Genomic DNA, 25,008 nt, shown 5'->3' with positions numbered 1-25,008 from the left:
TTAGATTAGTAACTGGGAATTAGGTACTGGTTATTAATTATCTTTCCCATTGCCCAATGCCCAATGCCTCATGCCCTATTCCCAATTTGTAATTTACGGCTTGACAAAAACTACACCATAAGCATCTGGAGAAAGATACTCTTTGGCTGCTTGCATCAAGTCTGTTGCATCTTGGCTCTGAATGATCGCTGGGTAGTTAAAGGCGGGTTCCAAATCTCCCACCAAAGACTGATAATAACCATACAACCCAGAGCGATCGCTTGGTGTTTCGTTCCCAAAAACATATCTGTTAGCTACTCGCCGCTGGATACGAGCAATTTCTGATTCTGTTACCAACTCTGTTTGTAGTTTGCCAATGTGTTGAGCGATCGCATCTTCTACAATTGCTAAATTTTCCACTGCACATTTAGCTGAAATATAAAATATCCCTTGCAGCTCATTGCTCATGTTGCTTACAGAAATTGACGAAACTAATCCCCGCTCTTCCCGTAAGTCCCTCACTAGTCTTGATGTCCTTCCGTGTCCCAAAATTCCGGCTAAAACATCCAATCCATAGGTGCGATCTAACTGTGTCATTCCGGGAACTCGCCAAACCATTACTAGCCTTGCTTGTTGAAGACTTTCATCGATAAATTCTCGACGGACAATTTCTGTAAATGGTGATTCAGGGCTGAGTGGGGAGTGGGGAGTAGGGAGTGGGGAGTGATTAATTTTAGTGGCTTTTGTAAATCCTTCTGCAACAGTTGCAATTAATTCTTCTACTGGCAAATTGCCCACAGCTACAGCAGTAATTGACTGGGGTTGATACCAATTAGCATGAAAATCTCGCATCTGCTGGGGTTTAAGTCCGGCAATCACCGATTCTGGCCCCAATACTGCACGGCGATAGGGTAGACGATCAAAGGCTGTCTGCATCGCCCGCCGATATGTACGCCGTTGGGGATTATCCTCTGAACGCCTAATTTCTTCTAAAACTACCAATCGCTCACGTTCAAAGGCATCATCAGGAATACTCGCATTCGATACTACATCTATTTGTAGTGGCGCAAGCTCGGCAAAATCTTTGGGGGCAGTAGTTATATAGTAATGAGTATAATCTTGGCTGGTAGCGGCATTGGTAACAGCACCCCGCTCTTCAATTCGACGTTCAAATTCGCCGCTAGCCAGTCGTTCTGTTCCTTTAAAAATCATGTGTTCTAAAAAGTGAGCCATGCCGTTAATGGCATCAGGTTCTACAGCAGAACCAACTTTAATCCATAAATTGAGGTTTACGGCTTCAACTGGCATTTGCTCGGCAATGATTGTCAAACCATTGGGCAGCTGGTGCAGTGTCGGGGCATTGAGACGGGGAAGTTTCCGCAGGGTTGAGGTCATTGCTACTTGTGTGTGAGGAGCGATGTTACTTCTTTATCTTATCTGCGACTTACTGCTCAGTGAAGTTTTGTAGTTTTCAGGACTAGCCCTTTCAAAGTGTCAATCTAGGTACGATTACATCTTTTTAATTATTTTGTAGCAAATAAAAGTGGTACTCCATAATTTATAAATTGAGTATCGGAAGTAATTATAATCATCTTTTCTAGTATTGCTTGTGCTATTAAAAGCCTATCAAAAGGGTCTTTATGATGCTCAGGTAACGATGCTGCTTTAACAGCGTGGTGTTCTGTTATTGATAAAAAACTAAAATCAGTATCAGTGATGGCTTGTATTAAATTATCTGGGGTTTTAAGCTGTCATTTTTTCTTTTTATTTCTATTTCCCAAACACTAACAGCACTAACAACCACTTTATTTGAAGAATCTGAAATTTGTTTACGAACTTCAGGCAAAAGACAACAGTTATCTTCAAGTGACCATATTACAGCACAGGTATCAAGTAACAATTCCATAATTAAACGAGTTGAGAGCTTGTGCAGAAAGTCATCTCTTAAATTCGTAATGCGTTCATAAGCACGAGCCAGCTTGATTTTCGCTTTGACTCTATTACTACTACCTTTGACACTACGAGATAGCTTTTTATGGTATGAGCGTAACTTACGAGTTTGAGTTCTGTAATATTTCGGATTATCTACAACTTCCCCATCGCTAGTAACGAGATAAGATTTTATGCCTAAGTCTATCCCAATATTTTGACTAACTTGGGGATGTTTCTCAATCTCTGTTTCGCATAAAATACTGGCAATATATTTACCTGATGTAGTGCGAGTTACAGTAACGTTTACAACATGACCAGTAATTTCCTGAGACTTGTAAAATTTCACCCATCCTAGCTTTGGAAGCTTTAAATGATTCTCTATTACCTGAATATTGCCGTTGGTCAGGTTGGTTTTGTAGGACTGCTTGGAGACATGTTTCTTTTTGAATTTAGGGAAGCCTACACCTTTACCGTTAGCCCTTCGGCTCCGCTCAGGGTTAACGGTGAGCGAAGTCGAACCGTTAGCTTTTTTTAAATCATGAAAGAAGTTTTTGTATGCTGTTTCTAGATTCCTGAGCGAGTAATGCAAGAGCAAATTTATCTACCTCTTTGAGCCATGCAATCTCTTTTTTAAGTAAAGTTAACTGCTGACTGCAAGCGTTATAGTTTAACGCTTTTTTCTCAGTGCTATATAACTCTTTTCTCAGTGCTAAAAAGTGGTTGTACACAAACCTTGCACAGCCAATAGTCTTATTAATTAAGACTTGTTGATTGTGTGTAGGAATTAGTGTAATCTTGAATGCTTTCTGCACGGAGGGCAACTTCAAAAATTGTGTTAAATATACTGGTATTGTAACATAAAATCACGCTCAATATGGAGCGCCTAACTCATGACTATAAGTCACGAGTGTGCGGCTTGTAGAAATCAAATTAACTACAGTTAACGATTAGAAACTAAAATTCTATTCCACCACTATTTTAATCTGTCTAGCCAAGGTTTTTAGACGTGATAGCACTTCCATGCAACAAAGTTGTAGAGGATGCACCCCTACTGATGATTATGGTTTAATCAATAATGTTGTAAAGTTATAAATAGTAATATAAAGATTTATCAATAATAAGTATCAATGTCCAGCATTTCTGTTGAAAAAAGCAAATCTCATGTAGTGGTTATTGGTGCAGGAATCGGTGGACTGACTGCTGGAGCATTATTAGCTCACAGAGGTTACAGCGTCTTAATTTTAGATCAAGCCCTCGTACCGGGTGGCTGTGCTTCGACGTTTAAACGCCAAGGATTTACCTTTGATGTGGGAGCAACTCAGGTGGCGGGGTTGGAAGCAGGGGGAATTCACCACCGCATTTTCTCAGAATTGCAAATAGATTTGCCGGCAGCAACGCCTTGTGACCCTGCTTGTGCGGTCTATTTACCTGGGGAGAGTACACCCATCAACGTTTGGCGCGACCAAGAAAAATGGCAAGCGGAACGACAAAAACAATTTCCTGGTAGTGAACCGTTTTGGCAGTTGATGGCAACTTTATTTAATGCCAGTTGGGAATTTCAAGGACGCGACCCGGTGCTACCACCGCGTAATTTATGGGATTTGTGGCAGCTAATCCAAGCGGTGCGTCCCAGTACATTAATTACCGTACCCTTCACCTTGTTTACGGTAGGAGATGCTTTACGTTTATGTGGACTGGGAAATGACCGACGACTAAGAACTTTTTTGGATTTGCAACTGAAACTATACTCCCAGGTGGATGCAGACGAGACAGCATTACTTTACGCAGCCACAGCCTTGAGTGTATCCCAATTGCCCCAAGGATTGTTTCACCTCCAGGGAAGTATGCAGGTGTTGAGCGATCGCTTGGTACAATCCTTAGAGAGAGATGGCGGCAAGTTATTGATGCGCCACACTGTAGAACAAATCAAAGTAGAAAACGGCAAAGCTACTGCTGTTGTAATTAGAAATCAGAAAACTGGCGAAGTCTGGACGGAAGCAGCCAACCACATAGTTAGCAACGTCACCGTACAAAATTTGGTGCAGTTATTGGGAGAACAAGCACCATCTGGATATAAAAACCGGGTGGAAAAACTACCCCAAGCATCGAGCGCATTTGTGGTGTATTTGGGTGTAGATGCGAGCGCGATTCCGCCTGGGTGTCCTCCCCACCTGCAATTTCTGTATGATGTCAATGGCCCCATTGGCGAGAATAATTCCCTATTTGTTTCTGTCAGTCATCCTGGAGACGGTCGCGCACCGGAGGGGAAAGCGACAATTATTGCTTCTTCATTTGTCGATCCTGCACAGTGGTGGCAGACTGAAGATTATGAAGGACTAAAAGAAAAGTTTACCCAAGAAGCGATCGCTCGTCTTGCTCAATACTTTTATCTCAAACCAGAAACTATTATTTATCAAGAAGCCGCAACACCCCGCACCTTTGCCCACTTCACAGGGCGCGATCGCGGTATAGTTGGTGGCATAGGTCAAAGAATACCTACCTTTGGTCCCTTTGGCTTCGCCAATCGAACACCCATTGAGCATTTGTGGTTAGTTGGTGACTCTACCCATCCAGGGGAAGGCACCGCTGGGGTGAGTTACTCGGCGTTAACGGTAGTCAGGCAGATTGAAGCGCAAATATAGTAATTTGTCAAGTTAGTTTTGAGGGTTTGTAGTAAGGGCTTTAGTCCTTACTAAGAACTTATTTATAACTATTTAGATAGAACAGAAATTTTATTAAAAGGTATAAATCATACTTATAACCGATGGTAAATAGGACGCAAAACTGATGAAATAAGGTTAGTGTTGCTGATCCGGAGTAATGACAGACAGCGTTTTAATTATTGGTGGACGAGGGCGCATTGGTAGCAGTGTTGCTCAGGATCTCGCTACCCATACGCAGGCACAAATTACGATTACTGGACGTTCTGCGGAGTTTGGCAAGGCTGTTAGCTTGTCTTCGGGGGGACAAGTGCAGTTTTTGATATTAGACTTGGCAGAAGTTGACAAGTTGCGAGATGCGATCGCAAACTCTAATTTAGTCATTCATTGTGCTGGGCCATTTCACTACAGAGATACTAATGTTCTGGAAACCTGTATTGCCCAAGGTGTTAATTATCTAGATGTCAGCGATCATCGTTCTTATACCAGCAAAGCTCTAAATTATCATGAACAAGCTGCTGCTGCTGGTGTGACAGCAATTATTAATACTGGCATTTTTCCTGGTATTTCTAACAGCATGGTACGTCAGGGAGTTGAACAATTTGATCGGCCAGAAAAGATCCATTTAAGTTATTTAGTTTCGGGTTCTGGCGGTGCAGGCATTACAGTGATGCGGACAACTTTTCTGGGGTTGCAGTATCCTTTTGAAGCTTGGGTAGATGGAAAATGGGAGACAGTCAAGCCTTATAGTGAAAGAGAAGTAATTGAGTTTCCATCGCCATATAGACGCAGTGGAGTTTACTGGTTTGATATGCCAGAAACATTTACATTGCCCCACGCCTTTCCATCAGTGAAAACTGTAATTACTAAGTTTGGCTCTGTTCCAGATTTTTATAATCATCTAACTTGGATTGCAGCACACGTTTTTCCCAAGTGGTTAATGCAGCAACGTTCGATGATTGAATTCCTGTCTCATGTCAGCCATTTGATGACAGATGTCACTAATAATTTTAGTGGAATTGGGGTAGCAGTTCGTTCAGAAGTTACAGGCAAAAAAAATGGTGAAACCGCCGTTTATTGTTCAACTATAGTGCATGAAAATACAGCCGTAGCTTCTGGTTGCGGTACGGGTAGTATTGCCCAATTATTGCTAGAAGGCAAACTCAAAAAGCCAGGTGTTTTTGCTGTAGAAGAAGCACTACCAACAAATTTATTTGAAGAGGTAATGCAAAGTCGAGGAATTCAAATTATTCATAGTTGGTTATAAGGCATCACTTTGAGTCTGGGATGATGAATAGCATAATAAAAAGGAGTCAGAATACTCCACCTATAAAGGGATGGAGTTTAAATGAGGAAAAAGTTTCGAGCGTTGTTTTCGCCCACATTCGCTTTTAGCATCTCGTAGAGAGGGACGAGGTTTTAAACCAATATTCATCCGCCAGTTGCACAGAATTCAATTCTGAATTCTGGCTCCTGACTCCTGAATTCTTCTTCATAAATGCTGATTTTGTCATCGAAATTGAACTATAGCTAAAAATTAATATACCCTACGGTAGAAGTAAGAACTGTACCTAAACACTTAGGATGCTTGTGAGCTTTAAATATTGAATATATCTATACATGACAGAGGCTCACAAAAAACTAGGAGGGTTTTACCATGCAAAAAATTCTATTAAATCTAAAGCAAGCGTTTCGTTCAAGCCTTTTGGTTATTTGCTTGATGATTTCTATCAGCTTGTCAGGTTCGTTGATTTTCTTTCAGCAAGCTAGTTATGCAACTACACTTGAAGAATTGAAGCTAATACCTCCAGAGTATAAACCAAATTCTGAAGAAAAAATTAATCGCGCTAACGAATACGATTCAGGTGTTGGCGTTCAAGAAGAAAAACGACAAGAAGCTTATGAGCAAGCAATAAAAGATTCAAAAAATCTTAATACTATAGAGAAGACTTACGAAAGAAATTTGAAGGCTGAAAAAGCACAAAATTCCCCAGAAAGTTTTGGTGAAAAGGCGAAAGAGGTTTTTGAAAAGGTGACAGGTAAATAAAGAATATAGATTTGAAGAAGAATTCAGGAGTCAGAATCAAGACGCTCGATAGCGACGCGCAAAGCGAATCCTTGAGCGTCTGACTCGCTTGCCGCCGGCGCTATTAAGCCCGAAATTTGTCGGCGGGTTTAAAACTTAAAATCGAGTTTTTTAATGTGATTAATGAAGCTCTTCGTGAATTGAGCAAATCTTTCTAATCACACCTATCAGTGCCATCATCATATTTCAGGTATTCCTCAAAGGTTAGTTTTGGGGTGGTTATAGTCATTGCTTCCCCTTGTAAAATTTTACCTTGGTTTTACGACCAACACTGAACAATTAGCCTCTTCTACAACTTGACTGCTAACAGAACCCTGAACAATTCGCTTCATCCCCATCAACCCCCGACTGCCAATTATGATCAACTCAGTTTTATAAATATTGGCAAGACGAATAATTTCTTCAGCAGGATCACCAGTTACTAGTTCTAACTCACTTGTGATTGATAACTTTTCCTGATAGGATTGCAGCTGTTTTTCAACCTGAAAATAAGAAAATGTTGGAGACTCTGGCTGAGGACGATCAGCGGGTAGTTCCATTTCTGACTCTGGCGTAGGAAACACGTGACAAAGAATAACCTTGGCATCTTTTGACAAAGCCAAATTATCTAAAGTCTGAATTACTCGTTCTGAAATTTCCGAACCGTCCAGAGCTACCAAAATACTATTTAGCACCGCTCTCGTCTCCTAAAAAGTAGACTCTTTACCGAAAAATTGGGTTTAAAGCCCCGTCATTCTACAACGGCTTTCAATTAATTAGTGTACCAATACACTATACTAATGATACTGGAAAGGTAATCAACCACTTAAAAAACCTTGTCGTCGAAAAACACCTGAAGCTTCTCCCAAGGGGAGACGCTACGCGAAGACAATTAAACGGCAGTTGCTCTATTTGGGGAGACCCCAAGACCGCACTGCCTCATCTATGCGGTTCTACTGCATTGTTCTAGTCTCCTCCTAGCAGTAGGTAAAAGATTTATACCGAGCGTGACGACTCAGATTTTTGAACTATTTGTTTCAAACTAAACAGGACTTGCACGGCAGTTGCAACAAGAGTGGAGAGTCCCACCTCTGGGCTAGGTAACGCAAGGAACCACGTTTTAAGTGGTCTCGTTGAACCAAGAATCCCCGTCGATTTATCACGGGGAGTGTCAAATAAGTATCTAGCAAAATTAGTCGGCAGCGACACTAAACCAATTTTTTATTTGCCAATTAATTAATTATTGTATATATTTGAGGCTACGCCATAGGTAAGTTTAACACTACTTTCATGCCAATGCATTGTAGCAACTTGTCTGGAGAAGGTTTTCACGAGTTTCTGGGAGAGGAAAACCCTCTCTCAGAAACTACCGTCGGTAATGCCCGACTTGTGGACGGATAAGAAAAAAATTAAGCATTCCAAATCACTCTTCTTGCTGAATTCGGCGTCGTACTGAATCAGCATGAGAAGGTAAACCTTCTGCTGTTGCTAGCACATCAATAGCACCAGCCACATTTTGCAGTGCGGTTTGAGAGTATTGAATAATACTGGAGTGCTTGAGGAAAGTTTCAACTCCCAATGCCGAAGCATAGCGGGCAGCGCCAGAAGTTGGCAAGGTATGGTTAGGGCCTGCCAAATAGTCTCCTACGGCTTCTGGTGTTGAGTAACCTAAAAAGATTGCCCCAGCGTGGCGAATTTGTGGTAATAATGCCCACGGGTCTTTGATTTCTAATTCTAGATGTTCGGGGGCAAATTCATTTGAGAGTTCTGCTGCTGCTTCGAGCGATTCCACAACGACAATCAAGCCGTAATGAGCGATCGCTTTTTCTGTGTCTATTCGCCGTGGATGATCTACTAGCTGTCTTTCCAAGGCTAATTGCACGTTTTTTGCCAAAGCAGCATCCGTCGTCAGCAAAATTGCTGCCGCCATTGGATCGTGTTCGGCTTGGGCTAGCAAGTCAGCAGCTACATGCACCGGATTTGCTGTTTCATCGGCAATCACCAGCACTTCGCTGGGGCCTGCCAAAGAATCAATGCCGACGGTGCCGTAGACAAGTTTTTTCGCTAGGGTGACATAAATGTTACCAGGGCCAGTAATCACATTCACTTTCGGAATCGTTTCTGTGCCATAGGCTAAAGCGGCGATCGCTTGTGCGCCCCCAATGCGATAAATTTCTTGTACCCCTGCTTCTTGGGCAGCTACCAAGACTGCGGGATTAATTGCACCCCCTGGCCCTGGTGGTGTCACCATCACCACGTGGGGTACAGCAGCAACATGAGCCGGAATTGCATTCATTAGCACTGTACTGGGATAGGCGGCACGGCCACCAGGCACATACAACCCGGCTCGATCTACGGGGGTGTAGCGTTTGCCCAGCACTACTTCATCGTCGCCAAAATGTACCCAGCTTTTCGGTACACGCTGACGATGAAACGCTTCAATTTGGCGGCAAGCTAGCCGAATTGCATCAAGCAATTCCTTTGACACCTGTTGATAGGCTGCATCTAATTCCGAGCCTGTAACTCGGAGTTCTTCTGCTTTCAAGGTTTGTTTGTCAAATTCGGCTGTGTAATGCAATACAGCTTTGTCGCCTTGGCGCTTCACTGCTTGCAAAACTTCCCGCACCGTTGCTTCTTTGTGAAGCACCTGTTCGTCATGGGTGCGATCGCAGATCCGTTGTAGTTCTGCTCTAACGTCTGCCTGCTGAGTAATGATTCGCAGCATGGAGTAAGGACAATGCCAAAATTATAATATTGCCACCTGAGATTTAGTATTGCTCTTGACCCACTGGGGTGTGCAAGCTGACTCTAATTCTCTTCTCTAGCTTAACCTGAATTTTTTTGATACTCTCAAGACTACCAGCATATAGTTTGCTTGATAAGGCAATTTAATTGCTCAGTCCCACAAGCTTTAGTAGGCTAACGGCAGGAAGCAGGCTTGCCATTTTCTCCTCACTCCTTATGGGGTACAGGTGGTATGTTGACATATCCGATCCCCCGGACTTACATCTATATCGGGGGGATTAAGGGGGGTAATTCGACTTGTGTATACACGGTAGGGATTTACTACCCCTTCGGAGCGGGAGTAGGGAGTAGGGGAAGAAATTAGCCCCGAAATTGAGGTTTAAAGCCGTACAACTCTTAGAGACGCTACCGCGAACGTCCCGCTACGCGCTAACGCCTGCAAGTGGCGCGTTCGCGGTAGCGTTCGCACGAGATAAAATCCTTGTATCCCAAGGTAGGTTGAAACCCCGCCCGATGTTAAGCCTGATTTGTTTCCCCACTCCCTACTCCCTACTCCTTTTCATCTGGGGTCGGGTCTTGCTAGAATTTTTTTAGGAAATTATAACATTGGCAATTTGGATGCTATATTAGTAAGTCTAGTAGTGTGTGTACATAATTAATAGTATTTTTGGAATTGACTGTGGCGAATACAAAGTCTGCTCTCAAGCGTGCCGAAATCGCAGAACGTAACCGACTGCGTAACAAAGCTTACAAATCAGCAGTCAAGACGCTGATCAAGAAATACATTAATGCTCTAGCTGCCTATACAGCTAATCCTAGCCCAGAATTAAAACAAGAAGTACAAACCAGGTTATCTGAGGCTTACGGCAAAATCGATAAAGCGATTAAACGGGGTGTCCTTCACCCCAACAACGGGGCAAGGAAAAAATCAAGATTGGCTCACAGACTAAAACCCCTCACCCAAACAGCTGAGTAGTCATTGGTCATTTGTCCTTCGTCATTTGTGACTAAGGACAAACAACAAAGGACAAAAGATGCAACTGATAGACACGCACGTACATCTCAACTTTGATAGTTTCCAACCGGATTTAGCAACAGTGCGATCGCGGTGGCAAGAAGCAGGTGTAGTGCGTTTAGTACATTCCTGTGTTCACCCGGAGGAGTTTGCCAGTATTCAATCCATCGCCCAAGAATTTCCCGAAATCAGCTTTGCTGTGGGGTTACATCCTTTAGATGCTGAAAAATGGAATAGCGACACAGCCGAGAAAATCAAAACTTTAGCAAGTTCTGACTCGAATGTGGTAGCAATTGGGGAAATGGGGCTGGATTTTTACAAAGCTGATAACTACGAGCATCAGCTGATGGTGTTCGAGTCACAGTTAGCGATCGCATCGGAACTCAACTTACCAGTGATTATCCACTGTCGGGATGCTGCTGTGGCAACCAGGGAAGTTTTGCAAAAATGGCGAGAACTCAAAGGAGAAAGAGTACGGGGTGTCATGCATTGCTGGGGAGGAACGCCAGAAGAAACCCAATGGTTTCTCGATTTAGGCTTCTACATTAGCTTTAGCGGAACGGTAACGTTCAAAAACGCCAAAGCCATCCAATCTTCAGCCGCGATGGTGAGTAGCGATCGCCTACTGATTGAAACAGACTGTCCATTTCTGGCTCCAGTTCCCAAACGGGGTGAGAGGCGCAACGAGCCGGCTTACGTGCTTTATGTAGCCGAACAAGTAGCGAAACTGCGTCAGGAAACGGTAGAGGCGATCGCCCATCAAACCACCCAAAATGCCTGCGAATTATTTGGATTATCAGTATAAAATGTGTCCTGGTATCTTTTGTTAAGTTGTGATAAAAAAAATAAACCTATAGGGGCACAAAAATATGCTAATATTATTCCCTCAAAAACATTTTGCTTGCGCCATAATGATAAAGGAAGGAGCCTAAAACTTCTCATCTGAATTTTCCGTGCTGTTATGGCTTGGCCATCCTCCCAACCTCTACAAGCGGATGCTCTCCACACATGACTAACCGTGCCAACCCAAATTGAGCTAGACTTTTGCACAACATCGGCTTAGTGTGTATTGAATCTATTGAAAATCGTTAAACAAAATTGTCTTGTGAGTACAATCCAGCAAAATGAAGTGATTCTGATTCAAAATCGGCGAAGTGCGGATCATTCCCTCATTCTTAGGATATCTAGGATATCACTGAGAGTATAAGCAGCGGAGTGGATTTAAGACACACTGTGTGGAGCTGCGTCAACAAATTAACGCGCTTTTTGGAGGGAAAGTGAGGAAACTTAGATCAAATTCAGGAATATCTCAACTGTATATTCTGATGGAAATGGGTGTGGGGTATTGGATGCGAACCAGAAAGGCTTTCAGCAAATTTTCACCTGCTTGTATGCTACTACAGTTCTTATTAAGAGCGATTATCCCCTTGTCAAGATTGCTGATTCCAGCTAGCTTTAATCGCTGTGTTTGCCCATAAGTGTAAATAGCAAGTGGTGTGTAAGAAAAAGATCCCAAATAGCTAAGGACACTGGCTAGCAGTGGGAAGCGTCAAACAGCAGTGTCCAAGGGAAAATTTAACCAGGTTGACAAAGGTAGAGGCATGACTAAAGAAACATATATGGAACCCGCCTTTCTATTGCCAGACTTGATTGAAATCCAGCGGTCAAGCTTTCGCTGGTTTTTAGAAGAAGGGCTGATAGAAGAACTTAACTCCTTTAGTCCTATCACAGATTATACGGGCAAATTAGAACTGCACTTTTTGGGTCATAACTACAAACTCAAGGAGCCAAAGTACAACGTCGAAGAAGCTAAACGGCGGGATAGTACTTATGCTGTCCAAATGTATGTTCCCACACGCCTGATTAATAAAGAAACTGGGGAAATCAAAGAGCAAGAGGTATTCATTGGTGATTTGCCTTTGATGACTGATCGCGGCACGTTTATTATTAACGGTGCCGAGCGGGTAATTGTCAACCAAATAGTGCGATCGCCAGGAGTTTACTACAAATCAGAAATCGACAAAAATGGGCGGCGTACTTATTCAGCTAGCTTAATTCCCAACCGGGGAGCATGGCTGAAATTTGAAACAGACCGTAACGATTTGGTGTGGGTACGCATCGACAAAACCCGCAAACTCTCAGCGCAGGTACTCCTAAAAGCTTTAGGCTTATCAGACAACGAAATCTTTGACGCCTTACGACATCCCGAATATTTCCAAAAAACCATTGAAAAAGAAGGGCAATTCTCTGAAGAAGAAGCCCTGATGGAGTTATATCGCAAACTGCGTCCTGGTGAACCACCTACAGTATTAGGTGGACAACAACTCCTCGACTCTCGTTTCTTTGACCCGAAACGTTATGACCTTGGTCGCGTCGGACGTTATAAACTCAACAAAAAATTGCGCCTTTCTGTCCCAGACACCATGCGGGTATTGACTGCTGGCGATATTTTGGCAGCCGTCGATTACCTCATCAACCTAGAATACGATATTGGTAATATCGATGACATCGACCACTTAGGCAATCGGCGGGTGAGAAGCGTCGGGGAATTGCTGCAAAACCAAGTGCGGGTAGGCTTAAACCGCCTAGAGAGAATTATTCGGGAACGGATGACGGTATCCGATGCGGAAGTGCTAACTCCCGCTTCCTTGGTAAACCCCAAACCATTGGTAGCAGCAATTAAAGAATTCTTTGGTTCCAGCCAGTTAAGTCAGTTTATGGATCAAACCAATCCCTTAGCAGAACTGACCCACAAACGCCGTCTGAGTGCCCTTGGCCCTGGTGGTTTAACCCGCGAACGCGCCGGGTTTGCCGTGCGGGATATTCATCCGAGTCACTATGGACGTATTTGCCCCATTGAGACACCAGAAGGCCCCAACGCCGGACTGATTGGCTCCTTAGCAACCCATGCGCGGGTGAACCTGTACGGCTTCCTCGAAACACCATTTAGACCTGTAGAAAATGGGCGGGTCAGATTTGACCTGCCTCCAGCCTACATGACAGCCGATGAAGAAGACGACCTGCGGGTTGCTCCTGGGGATATTCCTGTAGATGAAACTGGGCACATCATTGGGCCACAAGTGCCAGTCCGCTATCGCCAAGAATTTTCCACCACAACACCAGAACAGGTGGATTACGTCGCCGTATCTCCCGTACAGATTGTGTCGGTAGCGACCAGCATGATTCCCTTCTTGGAGCATGATGACGCAAACCGAGCGCTGATGGGATCGAACATGCAACGGCAAGCTGTACCCCTGCTCAAACCAGAACGTCCTTTGGTGGGTACTGGTTTGGAAGCCCAAGGAGCCAGAGACTCCGGGATGGTGGTTGTATCGCGTACCGATGGCGATGTCACTTATGTGGATGCCACAGAAATTCGCGTCCGTCCGAAACCGAATACCCCAGAAATTAGATACACCCTTTCCAAATATCAACGTTCCAACCAAGACACCTGTTTAAATCAGAAACCTCTCGTCCGCATTGGGGAACGGGTTGTTGCTGGTCAGGTATTGGCTGATGGCTCCTCCACCGAAGGCGGTGAATTGGCGCTAGGACAAAATATCGTTGTTGCCTATATGCCTTGGGAAGGCTACAACTACGAAGACGCAATTTTAATTTCGGAAAGACTGGTGCAGGATGATGTCTACACCTCAATTCACATTGAAAAATATGAAATTGAAGCCAGACAGACAAAACTGGGGCCAGAAGAAATCACTAGAGAAATTCCTAACGTTGGGGAAGATGCCTTGCGCCAGTTGGATGAACAGGGAATCATTCGCATTGGGGCATGGGTAGAAGCTGGTGATATTTTGGTGGGTAAGGTGACACCCAAAGGTGAATCTGACCAACCGCCAGAAGAAAAACTGTTGCGGGCCATATTCGGTGAAAAAGCGCGGGATGTGCGGGATAATTCCCTGCGAGTACCCAATGGTGAAAAAGGGCGCGTAGTTGATGTGCGCTTGTTTACTCGTGAACAAGGCGATGAACTGCCACCAGGAGCCAATATGGTAGTCCGGGTGTATGTTGCCCAAAAACGCAAAATCCAAGTTGGCGACAAAATGGCAGGACGCCACGGTAATAAAGGGATTATTTCTCGGATATTACCGGCGGAAGATATGCCTTATTTGCCCGATGGTTCACCAGTGGACATTGTACTCAACCCCTTGGGTGTACCCAGTCGGATGAACGTCGGACAAGTATTTGAATGCTTATTAGGTTGGGCTGGTCAAACCTTGGGAGTCCGATTTAAGATTACTCCTTTTGATGAAATGTACGGTGAAGAGACATCCCGGAGAATCGTGCATGGCAAATTGCAAGAAGCCCGAGACGAAACAGGGAAAGACTGGGTATATAACCCAGATAACCCAGGCAAAATCATGGTGTATGACGGTCGGACAGGTGAACCCTTTGACCGAGCAATTACCATCGGTGTAGCTTATATGCTGAAACTGGTGCATTTGGTGGATGATAAGATCCACGCTCGTTCAACTGGACCTTACTCACTGGTGACTCAGCAACCCTTGGGTGGTAAAGCCCAACAAGGTGGTCAGCGGTTTGGAGAAATGGAAGTGTGGGCATTGGAAGCCTTCGGTGCCGCTTACACCTTACAGGAATTGCTCACAGTTAAATCTGACGATATGCAAGGGCGGAATGAAGCCTTAAATGCGATCGTTAAAGGTAAGGCAATTCCTCGACCTGGAACCCCAGAATCCTTTAAGGTGCTAATGCGCGAGTTGCAATCATTGGGGTTAGACATTGCCGTACACAAGGTAGAAACCCAAGCAGACGGCAGTTCTCTAGATGTGGAAGTCGATTTGATGGCAGACCAATCAGCCCGTCGCACACCTCCTCGACCCACTTACGAATCTCTTTCCCGCGAATCGCTGGATGATGACGAATAGAAAGTGAGGAGTGAAGAGTGAAGAGTTAGGAGTTAAAGAAGTCGGAAGTCGGAAGTCGGAAGTAAAGTTTTGGAAGGGGGATTTGACCCCGACCCAAAACTTACCGGTTATAGAACCGGGGGACTTAAACCCACGGAGTTTGTTAAAAATTCCAAACTCCAAACTCCTAACTCCAAACTCCAAACTCCTAACTCCAAACTCCAAACTCCTAACTCCAAACTCCAAACTCCAAACTCCTAACTCAGCACAAAAGTCATGAGACCTGCCCAAACTAATCAGTTTGACTACGTAAAAATCGGCTTGGCTTCCCCCGAACGCATTCGGCAGTGGGGCGAGAGAACATTGCCCAACGGTCAAGTAGTCGGTGAAGTTACCAAGCCAGAGACGATTAACTACAGAACTCTCAAGCCAGAGATGGATGGCTTGTTTTGTGAGCGCATCTTTGGCCCCGCAAAAGATTGGGAATGCCATTGTGGCAAGTATAAAAGAGTCCGTCACAGAGGTATTGTCTGTGAGCGCTGTGGGGTAGAAGTTACCGAGTCACGGGTGCGTCGCCACCGTATGGGCTATATAAAACTCGCCGCACCAGTAGCTCACGTCTGGTATCTCAAAGGCATTCCTAGCTATATTTCCATCCTGTTGGATATGCCCTTGCGGGATGTCGAGCAGATTGTCTATTTCAACTCTTATGTTGTCCTGAGTCCTGGTAATGCCGAAACTTTAACTTACAAACAACTACTGAGTGAAGACCAGTGGTTGGAAATAGAAGACCAAATTTATAGCGAAGACTCTGTGCTGCAAGGCGTAGAGGTAGGTATTGGTGCGGAAGCGCTGTTGCGTTTGCTTGCTGATATCAATTTAGAGCAAGAAGCCGAAAGTCTACGGGAAGAAATTGGCAACGCCAAGGGACAAAAGCGGGCCAAGTTAATTAAGCGATTGCGGGTAATTGACAACTTTATCGCCACCGGTTCCAAACCAGAGTGGATGGTAATGGCAGTTATTCCCGTGATTCCCCCCGACTTGCGCCCAATGGTGCAACTAGATGGCGGACGCTTTGCCACCAGCGATTTAAATGATTTGTATCGGCGGGTAATTAACCGCAACAATCGTTTGGCACGCTTGCAAGAAATTTTAGCACCAGAGATTATCGTGCGGAACGAAAAGCGGATGCTGCAAGAAGCAGTGGATGCTTTAATTGACAATGGTCGTCGGGGACGCACTGTGGTCGGGGCAAATAACCGACCTCTGAAATCTTTGTCTGACATTATTGAGGGTAAGCAAGGACGTTTTAGACAAAACTTGTTAGGTAAACGGGTTGATTACTCTGGACGTTCGGTAATTGTGGTTGGGCCAAAGCTGAAAATTCACCAGTGCGGTTTGCCTAGAGAAATGGCAATTGAGCTATTTCAACCATTTGTAATTAACCGCCTGATTCGTAGCGGCATGGTGAATAACATCAAAGCTGCGAAAAAGCTGATATCCCGCAATGACCCCAGTGTTTGGGATGTGCTGGAAGAGGTGATTGAAGGACATCCTGTAATGCTAAATCGGGCACCAACACTGCACCGTTTGGGTATTCAGTCCTTTGAACCAATTTTAGTAGAAGGTAGAGCGATTCAACTGCACCCTCTGGTATGTCCAGCGTTTAACGCCGACTTTGACGGCGACCAAATGGCGGTACACGTCCCGTTGTCGTTAGAAAGTCAGGCGGAAGCGCGGTTGTTGATGTTGGCTTCTAACAATATTTTGTCACCAGCCACAGGTAAACCGATCATCACGCCTAGCCAAGATATGGTATTGGGAGCCTATTATTTAACAGCAGAAAATCCCAGTGCGACAAAAGGAGCAGGAAATTACTTTTCTTCCCTAGAGGATGTAATTATGGCTTTCCAGCAAGATCAAATTGACTTGCACGCCTATATTTACGTGCGGTTTGACGGTGAAATAGAATCAGACCAACCAGATACGGAACCCGTGAAAGTGACGGAAAACGAGGATGGTACTCGCACATTACTCTATAAGTTCCGTCGAGTCAGACTTGACGCTAAAGGCAATGTACTTTCGCAGTATATATACACAACCCCTGGCCGCGTTATTTACAACAATGCCATTCAGGAAGCACTAGCAAGCTAAAAGTGAGGAGTGAGGAGTGAGGAGTGATGAGTTAGGAGTTAGGAGTTATGAGTTATGAGTTAGGAGTTAGGAGTTATGAGTTAGGAGTTATGAATTATGAGTTATGAGGTGGGAGTTATGAGTTATGAGGTGGGAGTTATGAGTTATGAGGTGGGAGTTTTTATTCCTAACTCCTAACTCCTAACTTTTAACTCCTAACTCCTAACTTTTAACTCCTAACTTTTAACTCCTAACTCCTAACTCCTAACTTTTAACTCCTAACTTTTAACTCCTAACTTTTAACTCCTAACTTTTAACTCCTAACTATTAATTTAGGACTAATGATTAATGACTAACGAAAAAATGATTTTTCGCAATCGCGTGGTTGACAAAGGTCAACTGAGAAATTTAATTTCTTGGGCCTTTACGAATTATGGTACAGCCCGAACCGCAGTAATGGCGGACAAATTGAAAGATTTGGGATTTCGCTACGCTACCAAAGCAGGGGTTTCCATCAGTGTAGATGACTTGATGATCCCACCAACTAAGCGATTGCTCTTAGAAGCAGCCGAGGAAGAAATTCGCGCTACTGAAACCCGTTATCAACGGGGAGAAATCACTGAAGTAGAACGCTTCCAAAAGGTAATCGATACTTGGAATGGTACCAGTGAAGCCTTGAAAGATGAAGTCGTCGTTCACTTCAAGAAGACTAATCCCCTGAACTCTGTATATATGATGGCATTCTCCGGGGCACGGGGGAACATCTCTCAAGTGCGGCAGTTGGTGGGGATGCGGGGACTGATGGCTGATCCGCAAGGGGAAATTATCGATTTACCCATCAAAACCAATTTCCGTGAAGGACTAACTGTGACGGAATACATTATTTCGTCTTACGGTGCCAGAAAAGGATTGGTGGATACTGCCTTGCGGACGGCTGACTCTGGTTATCTTACCCGTCGGTTGGTGGACGTATCCCAGGATGTAATTATTCGGGAATTTGATTGCGGCACCACCAGAGGTCTGGCGATTCGACCGATGACAGAAGGGGCCAAAACCTTGATTCCTCTAGCCACCCGCTTGATGGGACGGGTAATTGGCGAAGATGTGGTGCATCCGGTAACAAAAGAATTGATTGCCGCCCGCAATTCCCCAATTTCTGAGGATTTGGCGAAGAAAATTGAAAAATCTGGGGTGGGTGAAGTTGTGGTGCGGAGTCCACTAACTTGTGAAGCCGCACGTTCTGTCTGTCAACACTGCTACGGCTGGAGTTTGGCCCACGCTAAGATGGTAGATTTGGGCGAAGCTGTGGGGATTATTGCTGCCCAAAGTATCGGTGAACCTGGTACTCAGTTAACCATGCGGACATTCCACACTGGTGGGGTGTTTACTGGAGAAGTGGCGCAACAAGTTCGTTCTAAAATCGATGGAACTGTCAAGCTTCCCCGCAAATTGAAGACTAGAACCTATCGTACCCGCCACGGGGAAGATGCCCTCTATGTTGAGGCTAATGGCATCATGCTTTTGGAGCCGAAAAAAGAAGGTGATGTTACCCCAGAGAACCAAGAGGTTCATCTGACTCAAGGTTCAACACTATATGTATTTGATGGAAATAAGGTAAAACAAGGTCAGTTGTTGGCAGAGGTTGCCCTCGGTGGACGGACAACTCGGACTAATACAGAAAAAGCAGTTAAAGATGTCGCCTCTGACTTGGCAGGGGAAGTGCAATTTGCCGAAGTCGTTCCAGAACAAAAAACTGACCGTCAGGGTAACACCACAACCACAGCCGCACGGGGGGGGTTGATTTGGATTTTGTCTGGGGAAGTTTACAACTTGCCGCCAGGGGCCGAATTGATTGTCAAAAATGGTGATGCGATCGCTGCTAATGGAGTTTTAGCTGAAACTAAGTTAGCCAGTTTGCACGGCGGTGTGGTGCGCTTGCCCGAAGCGACCCCAGGTAAGAGTACCAGAGAAATTGAGATTATCACCGCTTCTGTGGTCTTAGACAAGGCAACCGTGACAGTCCAAAGTTCTCAAGGTCGCAATAACTACTTAGTCTCCACTGGCAACAACCAGGTATTTAACCTCCGAGCTACCCCAGGCACTAAGGTGCAAAATGGTCAAGTAGTAGCTGAGTTAATTGATGACCGCTATCGCACAACCACTGGTGGATTTTTGAAATTCGCAGGTGTCGAAGTCCAGAAAAAAGGTAAAGCCAAGCTGGGTTATGAAGTCGTGCAGGGCGGTACTCTATTGTGGATTCCTGAAGAAAGCCACGAAGTTAACAAAGATATCTCCTTACTGTTAGTAGAAGACGGTCAGTTTGTCGAAGCTGGCACCGAAGTGGTGAAAGATATCTTCTGCCAAAACAGTGGTGTAATCGAAGTGACCCAGAAAAACGACATTCTGCGGGAAGTGGTGGTGAAGCCAGGGGAACTGCTGATGGTGGACGATCCCGAATCAGTTATCGGGCGAGATAACACCTTCATCCAACCAGGTGAGGAATTCCAAGGCAATGTCGCCACGGAATTGCGTTATATCCAGTATGTGGAGACACCAGAAGGGCCTGCCCTGTTGAGTCGTCCAGTAGTTGAGTTTGCCGTACCGGATAATCCAGATGTGCCATCAACAACATCAGTAAGTCAACAAACCGGGCGATCGATTCAGTTGCGAGCTGTGCAGCGACTACCTTACAAAGATTCAGAACGTGTCAAATCTGTTGAAGGTGTGGAACTGCTGCGAACCCAGCTAGTGCTGGAAATCGAGCAAGAAGGGGAACAAGACCATAATGCTTCACCCCTGGCAGCAGATATTGAATTGGTACAAGATACTGAAGACCCAGAAGTTCAACGTTTACAACTGGTAATTTTGGAATCCTTGGTAATTCGTCGAGACATTACCGCTGATGCCACCCAAGGTAGCACCCAAACAACACTTGAGGTACACGATGGGTTAACTATTGCCCCCGGTTCTGTAGTCGCACGTACCCAAATCTTGTGTAAAGAAGGGGGGGAAGTGCGGGGTGTCAAAAAAGGAACTGAAAACGTTCGTCGTTGCTTGGTGTTACGCGACGTTGACAGGCTGATCACCAATACTAGTACTCAGCCCAAGGTGAAAGTGGGTGACTTGCTAGTAGAAGGTGCAGAAGTTGCTCCGGGAGTTTTTGCCCCAGAATCAGGGCAAGTAGTGAATGTTAAAAAGTTAGGAGTTAAGAGTGAGGAGTTAGGAGTTAATTCCGAAACTCCTAACTCCTCACTTCAAACTCAGAACTACGTTATTACTACCCGTATTGGTCGCCCTTACCGAGTCAGCCCTGGTGCTGTGTTGCAGATAGAAGACGGCGATTTGGTACAACGGGGTGATAACTTGGTGTTGCTGGTGTTTGAACGCGCCAAAACTGGAGATATCATTCAAGGTTTGCCCCGGATTGAGGAACTGCTGGAAGCTCGTAAACCGAAAGAAGCGTGTATTTTATGTCGGCGGGCGGGTGAAGTTAAGGTAGTTTACGCTGAGGGTGGTGATGAAGCGATCGCTATTAAGGTCGTAGAATCAAATGGCGTGGTGACAGATTATCCTCTGGGCCCAGGACAAAATTTGATTGTGCCAGATGGCTCAATGGTATTAGCGGGACAACCGTTAACCGACGGCCCATCCAATCCTCATGAAATTTTGGAAATCTTCTTTAGCCTGGGTTCTGAAGATGGAATCTATGCTTGTGCTAGCCTTGCCTTGCAGAAGGTACAAACCTTCTTGGTGAATGAAGTGCAAATGGTTTATCAGTCTCAAGGGATTGATATTTCCGATAAGCACATTGAAGTGATTGTTCGCCAGATGACCAACAAAGTCAGGATTGATGATGGTGGTGACACCACGATGCTTCCCGGCGAATTGGTGGAACTGCGCCAAGTTGAGCAGGTAAACGAAGCTATGGCAATTACAGGCGGTGCTAGGGCACAGTATACCCCAGTATTGTTGGGGATCACCAAAGCATCCTTGAACACCGACAGCTTTATTTCCGCCGCATCCTTCCAAGAGACAACACGGGTACTTACCGAAGCAGCTATCGAAGGTAAATCTGACTGGCTGCGCGGATTAAAGGAAAACGTGATTATCGGGCGATTGATTCCGGCTGGCACTGGGTACAATACCTATGATGAACCTGGTGCGATCGAAGATTATGCTGCTGAGATTAGCAGTAGTGTCTTAGATGAAGTTGACGATCCTCTAGATATGGTCTTAGATGACCGCACAGCTCGCACCTATAATTTAGATTCTCCTACTCTTGGGGAATCTGGTTTTGGCAGCAGACGTGCAGAAAGGTCAGTTCTAGATGACGAAGATGAATTAATCGCCGATGAAGTCGCAGACGACGACGATTACGAGGAAGAAGAGGAAGACGACGAAGATGATTTTGATGATGAATAGAGACTAGAAATTTCACGTCTCTATTAAAAGGTAAAAAGCAAAAAGGCAAAAGAAGATTTTCTTTTGCCTTTTTATTTTGCTCTCTAAAAACACATTTTTAACTTTACACCGTAAGTCCCCCACTGAACCTGTACCCAGGTCAGTGGCGGGATATAAGGTGGGCAATGAGGAATTGACCAACATGTCGGTTCGTAGATAAGATGAAATTTGAACAACGGAGTTACAGGAGTTCCAGGCGACGGAATTCGCACATAAAGTGAAATCGATTGTGGGGCAAGGGTTTGAGAAAGCTAGCGAATTGGCACATAAAGTGAAATTTTGCATCTACTCACAGAAATTCACTATATTTTGTTAAATACTGATTATAATTTATACTTAAAATCCCGAATTTTCCATAGTCAAGCTGCTTGGCTACCTATGACACGAGGCGATCGCCTGGGCGTGGGGCGTAAGCCTATCGCACTTCAAAAGTACGCTTTTAAAAGCATTCGGGCTGTCGTTAAATCAAAGTCGGAAAATTTCAATTTATGTGCAAATTGAATATTTGGCTCAAACCCAGACTCCACAATGAATTTCACTTTATGCGCGAATATCGGTACCTGGAACCCTTATAAATTCGTTGTCAGAATTTCATCTTATCTGCGAACCCACAAACAAGCGACAATAACCGCAAAACAATTAGGTAACCAGCACAAAAAAGTTGCAGATAAAAGAAAAGATTTCCATTTCAAAACCGCGAACAATTTGTTGAAAAAATACGATGTTATTGCGGTTGAAGATTTGAACGTCAAAGGACTTGCACGAACACGATTAGCAAAGTCTATTCTTGATGCTGGATGGTCAAGCTTTCTGTCGATACTACAAATCAAAGCCGAAAACGCTGGATTATGTGTTATCCCAGTTAAAGCATCTGCCACGAGTCAAGATTGTTCTAGTTGTGGGGTGAAAGTTCCCAAAAAACTGCATGAAAGATGGCATGATTGCCCTGGTTGTGGGTGTAGTCTTGACCGCGATCATAATGCAGCGATAAATATAAAGAATAGAGCGGTAGGGCATTCCGTTCTCAAAAGCCAAGAGCCTCCTAAGCGGTAGCCGGATTGTCTTGGAAGCCCCCACTGAAACGGTACTCCGTTCAGTGGCGGGAGATGTCACATCCTCAAGATTTTAGTTTCTGGCTTTTGAGCTAGTAGTCAGTCAATTATGGCGATTCAAAAGTAACATCCTCATTTGAAGAAGAATTCAGCTATTCTGAATTCAGGAGTCAGAATCAATCAGTGGGGGATTCAGACCCGCCACTGATTGAAGACCACTAAATCGAAGATTTAGTGGGGGTCTTAAACCCCTTGATTCATCCGCCAGTCGCACAAAAAACATTGCTGAATTCTGGCTCCTGACTCCTGAATTCTGTTTTGATAAATCTAGCTATTGCTAGATGCTGTAATTCTCTCAAACGCTATAATCTACATCTGTTGCACCGAGAGATTAACTTGTGGATGTCATATTAGAACGATCGCACCAATTAAAACAAGCCTTAGTTGATTTTGTCCTTGATGCTGAAGGGGAACTAGCAAAAGCACTGGAAACTTATGCAGCAGAACAGTCGCGCCGTGGAAGTGGAGATAGTACACAGCAGGACTTAATCATTGATAGCTTTCTGACAGATGGGAAAGTCGGTGATCAGTCTCCATTAGACTTGTTTATCGAAAGCCATCCAGATTTAGAAGAAAGCGATCGCAGCCTGATCACCAGTTGGCATCATAGTTTTATTGGCTTATTTGCCATAACCAATATTTTACCTGATGGGTTTGAATTGACCAACTGGTTGACAGATAAACACTACATCGTCAAGCCAAACAATACTCAAACATTACAGGCAATATCTCGGTTGAAAGTCGGAGAAATCTTGCTAACTCGCATTTCTCCTGTCACCGATAGCTATTGGATGTTTTCTGGCCCCTACACAATCATGGGTAAATTAGGTAAACCAAAACTTGCTGTAGCAATTGGCAATTTCAAAGAAAACTATAAAAGTAATCTTTACAGCGATGCTCCAGACTTGCTAGAAGAAGCTTGGCAGTCAGTAGGAAAATATCATCAGCAGTTTGTAGACTTTTTTGGCACTGACGAAATCACACTATCTGGATACCATCTTAATAAAAAAATAGCGGAATTTCAAGAAGTAATTACTGAAAAAACTTTTGCAGCCGCAGGAATTGATACTTCTAAATCTCTGGCTGAAGTGGCAGAAGCAGCGGGCATTGGAGACGAGGAAATCAAAGCAGCAGCACAAGAATTTGGTGCTGATTCTAACGTAGTCTCTGAGATGTTTAACAGCAAAAGCGGCAATAGCAAAATGGTGATGCCAAAGGTTGATTTACCTGCTGAACTCAAGAAAGCAGAACAGGTAACAGCCCTTTCTCATCCTCGTTGGGGACAAATGTTTTTACCAACATATAGCAAGGTACAAGGAATTTTAGCGGCAGAGGATTGGCAAAGTGTTCAAGGGGCAGAAAAACTAGTTCGTTACTACCTCGAAGATAAAAGTATTAATGCTTTTATCTGGCATCGATTAGCGCAACAGTATCCAACTCAATTAGAAAATGTGTTACAAGCATTTTTGCAACGTCCAGAGTTTAGGCTTGCAAGTGACTTGGATACACTTTTGCAAGAATTCCACAAACCTATTGAGCCAGAGTTACCAGATATTGCCAGTGTACCCATACATTTGCACAACTTATTTCAGGAAGCTTTAGGAGAAGTTAACAAATCGAAGCCAAAGGCTAAGGGACAACAAAAGCCAGCAAAGGGTTTTCAACGAGGTTAATGAAGAGTGCTGAGTACATAGTGCTGTACATGGATAGCAGGGCGTTTAGCCCGTGCTGAGTTGAAAGACCGCGCCACTTGCGGGCGGGGTATCAACCTTCTCCTGACCAAAAGATTCCACCCACAAGGGGCGGGGCTTTTACCATAGTGCAAAAATACTGAGTATTCAATCTTCTTTACTCAGCACTCAGTACTGAGTATGCTCCCTAGCTTCCTTGGTTGAAGCCCCACCCGCAAGTGGCGTGGTTTTTCTCCTCTGCTCCTCTGCTCCTCTGCTCCTCTGCTCCTCTGCTCCTCTGCTCCTCTGCTCCTCTGCTCCTCTGCTCCTCTGCTCCTCTGCTCCTCTGCTCCTCT

15 protein-coding genes and 1 pseudogene are annotated in these 25,008 nt (G+C 44.5%); 10 read left to right on the top strand and 6 right to left on the bottom strand.

Annotated elements, in window-relative coordinates; translation table 11 throughout:
* Window positions 1-93 precede the first annotated feature (93 nt).
* The 4 genes from V7K67_RS17320 to V7K67_RS17305 form a co-directional block, all read right to left on the bottom strand.
* Window positions 94-1,374 (bottom strand): M16 family metallopeptidase, encoded by a 1,281-nt coding sequence (locus tag V7K67_RS17320; protein WP_334706240.1) that lies wholly within the window; start codon window positions 1,372-1,374, stop codon window positions 94-96.
* 128 nt (window positions 1,375-1,502) lie between these two features.
* Window positions 1,503-1,667: a type II toxin-antitoxin system VapC family toxin gene (locus V7K67_RS17315; protein ID WP_334732900.1), complete on the bottom strand. Its 165-nt coding sequence runs from the start codon at window positions 1,665-1,667 to the stop codon at window positions 1,503-1,505.
* 38 nt (window positions 1,668-1,705) lie between these two features.
* Window positions 1,706-2,506: an RNA-guided endonuclease TnpB family protein gene (locus tag V7K67_RS17310; protein WP_335167670.1), complete on the bottom strand. Its 801-nt coding sequence runs from the start codon at window positions 2,504-2,506 to the stop codon at window positions 1,706-1,708.
* Window positions 2,448-2,723, bottom strand: coding sequence for a helix-turn-helix domain-containing protein (locus tag V7K67_RS17305; RefSeq protein WP_335167668.1), 276 nt, complete (start codon window positions 2,721-2,723; stop codon window positions 2,448-2,450). Before V7K67_RS17305 ends, V7K67_RS17310 begins: the two co-directional genes overlap by 59 nt.
* Window positions 2,724-3,038: 315 nt before the next feature.
* Here V7K67_RS17305 and crtD point away from each other — a divergent pair, with 315 nt between their 5' ends.
* The 3 genes from crtD (at window position 3,039) to V7K67_RS17290 (ending at window position 6,618) form a co-directional block, all read left to right on the top strand.
* Entirely contained in the window at window positions 3,039-4,553 is a 1,515-nt protein-coding gene (gene crtD / locus V7K67_RS17300) for a C-3',4' desaturase CrtD (protein WP_334732833.1), read from the top strand.
* A 178-nt stretch (window positions 4,554-4,731) separates the two neighbouring features.
* A complete protein-coding gene (locus V7K67_RS17295) occupies window positions 4,732-5,838 on the top strand; it encodes a saccharopine dehydrogenase family protein (protein WP_334732832.1) in 1,107 nt (368 codons plus the stop codon).
* Window positions 5,839-6,228: 390 nt separating this feature from the next.
* The gene (locus tag V7K67_RS17290) at window positions 6,229-6,618 is read left to right on the top strand and encodes a hypothetical protein (RefSeq protein ID WP_334732831.1); all 390 of its coding nucleotides are present in this window, start codon (window positions 6,229-6,231) and stop codon (window positions 6,616-6,618) included.
* Between the two features lie 287 nt (window positions 6,619-6,905).
* Here V7K67_RS17290 and V7K67_RS17285 read toward each other — a convergent pair whose 3' ends face one another.
* Together V7K67_RS17285 and hisD are read right to left on the bottom strand one after the other, a co-directional pair.
* Window positions 6,906-7,331: a universal stress protein gene (locus V7K67_RS17285; protein WP_334707442.1), complete on the bottom strand. Its 426-nt coding sequence runs from the start codon at window positions 7,329-7,331 to the stop codon at window positions 6,906-6,908.
* Window positions 7,332-8,059: 728 nt separating this feature from the next.
* Complete coding sequence (gene hisD, locus V7K67_RS17280) at window positions 8,060-9,361, bottom strand: histidinol dehydrogenase (RefSeq protein WP_292841134.1); 1,302 nt, start codon at window positions 9,359-9,361, stop codon at window positions 8,060-8,062.
* Window positions 9,362-10,060: 699 nt separating this feature from the next.
* Between hisD and rpsT the strand changes: the two genes are divergently transcribed.
* The 7 genes and pseudogenes from rpsT to V7K67_RS17245 all read left to right on the top strand — a co-directional run bounded on the left by rpsT (window position 10,061) and on the right by V7K67_RS17245 (window position 24,655).
* Window positions 10,061-10,357 (top strand): 30S ribosomal protein S20, encoded by a 297-nt coding sequence (gene rpsT / locus V7K67_RS17275; protein ID WP_334732830.1) that lies wholly within the window; start codon window positions 10,061-10,063, stop codon window positions 10,355-10,357.
* A 58-nt stretch (window positions 10,358-10,415) separates the two neighbouring features.
* A complete protein-coding gene (locus V7K67_RS17270; protein ID WP_334732829.1) occupies window positions 10,416-11,201 on the top strand; it encodes a TatD family hydrolase in 786 nt (261 codons plus the stop codon).
* Window positions 11,202-11,997: 796 nt separating this feature from the next.
* Window positions 11,998-15,297 carry a DNA-directed RNA polymerase subunit beta gene (rpoB, locus tag V7K67_RS17265; protein ID WP_334732828.1) on the top strand — a complete coding sequence of 1,100 codons (3,300 nt, stop codon included), beginning with the start codon at window positions 11,998-12,000 and terminating at the stop codon, window positions 15,295-15,297.
* A gap of 255 nt (window positions 15,298-15,552) precedes the next feature.
* Entirely contained in the window at window positions 15,553-17,430 is a 1,878-nt protein-coding gene (locus tag V7K67_RS17260; protein WP_334732827.1) for a DNA-directed RNA polymerase subunit gamma, read from the top strand.
* A gap of 327 nt (window positions 17,431-17,757) precedes the next feature.
* Complete coding sequence (locus V7K67_RS17255; RefSeq protein ID WP_334732826.1) at window positions 17,758-21,831, top strand: DNA-directed RNA polymerase subunit beta''; 4,074 nt, start codon at window positions 17,758-17,760, stop codon at window positions 21,829-21,831.
* A gap of 672 nt (window positions 21,832-22,503) precedes the next feature.
* Window positions 22,504-22,999, top strand: a pseudogene (locus V7K67_RS17250) (RNA-guided endonuclease InsQ/TnpB family protein); the annotation flags it as partial.
* 321 nt (window positions 23,000-23,320) lie between these two features.
* Window positions 23,321-24,655, top strand: a complete 1,335-nt coding sequence (locus tag V7K67_RS17245; RefSeq protein ID WP_335167664.1) for a hypothetical protein — start codon at window positions 23,321-23,323, stop codon at window positions 24,653-24,655.
* Window positions 24,656-25,008 lie beyond the last annotated feature (353 nt).

This window comes from Nostoc sp., from assembly GCF_036917155.1.
GTDB lineage: Bacteria > Cyanobacteriota > Cyanobacteriia > Cyanobacteriales > Nostocaceae > Nostoc.
This window is presented reverse-complemented; position numbering and strand designations above follow the sequence as displayed.

What these genes read in the sequence shown, in the direction of transcription:
- V7K67_RS17320 (WP_334706240.1), bottom strand. Translation starts at nt 1,374, where the DNA reads ATGACCTCAACCCTGCGGAAACTTCCCCGTCTCAATGCCCCGACACTG.
- crtD (WP_334732833.1), top strand. Translation starts at nt 3,039, where the DNA reads ATGTCCAGCATTTCTGTTGAAAAAAGCAAATCTCATGTAGTGGTTATT.
- V7K67_RS17295 (WP_334732832.1), top strand. Translation starts at nt 4,732, where the DNA reads ATGACAGACAGCGTTTTAATTATTGGTGGACGAGGGCGCATTGGTAGC.
- V7K67_RS17290 (WP_334732831.1), top strand. Translation starts at nt 6,229, where the DNA reads ATGCAAAAAATTCTATTAAATCTAAAGCAAGCGTTTCGTTCAAGCCTT.
- hisD (WP_292841134.1), bottom strand. Translation starts at nt 9,361, where the DNA reads ATGCTGCGAATCATTACTCAGCAGGCAGACGTTAGAGCAGAACTACAA.
- V7K67_RS17270 (WP_334732829.1), top strand. Translation starts at nt 10,416, where the DNA reads ATGCAACTGATAGACACGCACGTACATCTCAACTTTGATAGTTTCCAA.
- rpoB (WP_334732828.1), top strand. Translation starts at nt 11,998, where the DNA reads ATGACTAAAGAAACATATATGGAACCCGCCTTTCTATTGCCAGACTTG.
- V7K67_RS17260 (WP_334732827.1), top strand. Translation starts at nt 15,553, where the DNA reads ATGAGACCTGCCCAAACTAATCAGTTTGACTACGTAAAAATCGGCTTG.
- V7K67_RS17255 (WP_334732826.1), top strand. Translation starts at nt 17,758, where the DNA reads ATGACTAACGAAAAAATGATTTTTCGCAATCGCGTGGTTGACAAAGGT.